Below are 206 nucleotides of genomic sequence, written 5' to 3' on the forward strand. Positions count from 1 at the left end.
GTAATTCAAAACTTGTTCCCTCCGAGACGATCCCGAGTAGTGCGGGGCACGTGAAACCCCGTATGAATCCGGCAGGACCATCTGCCAAGGCTAAATACTCCCTGGCGACCGATAGTGAAGCAGTACCGTGAGGGAAAGGTGAAAAGCACCCCGGAAGGGGAGTGAAATAGATCCTGAAACCGTGTGCTTACAAGAAGTCAGAGCCC

At 53.4% G+C, this 206-nt stretch carries 1 rRNA gene; it reads left to right on the plus strand.

The window, feature by feature from the left end:
• Positions 1-206, plus strand: a 23S ribosomal RNA gene (locus tag QD47_RS29795); the annotation flags it as partial.

The organism is Paenibacillus terrae, assembly GCF_000943545.1.
Classification (GTDB): Bacteria; Bacillota; Bacilli; order Paenibacillales; family Paenibacillaceae; genus Paenibacillus; species Paenibacillus terrae_A.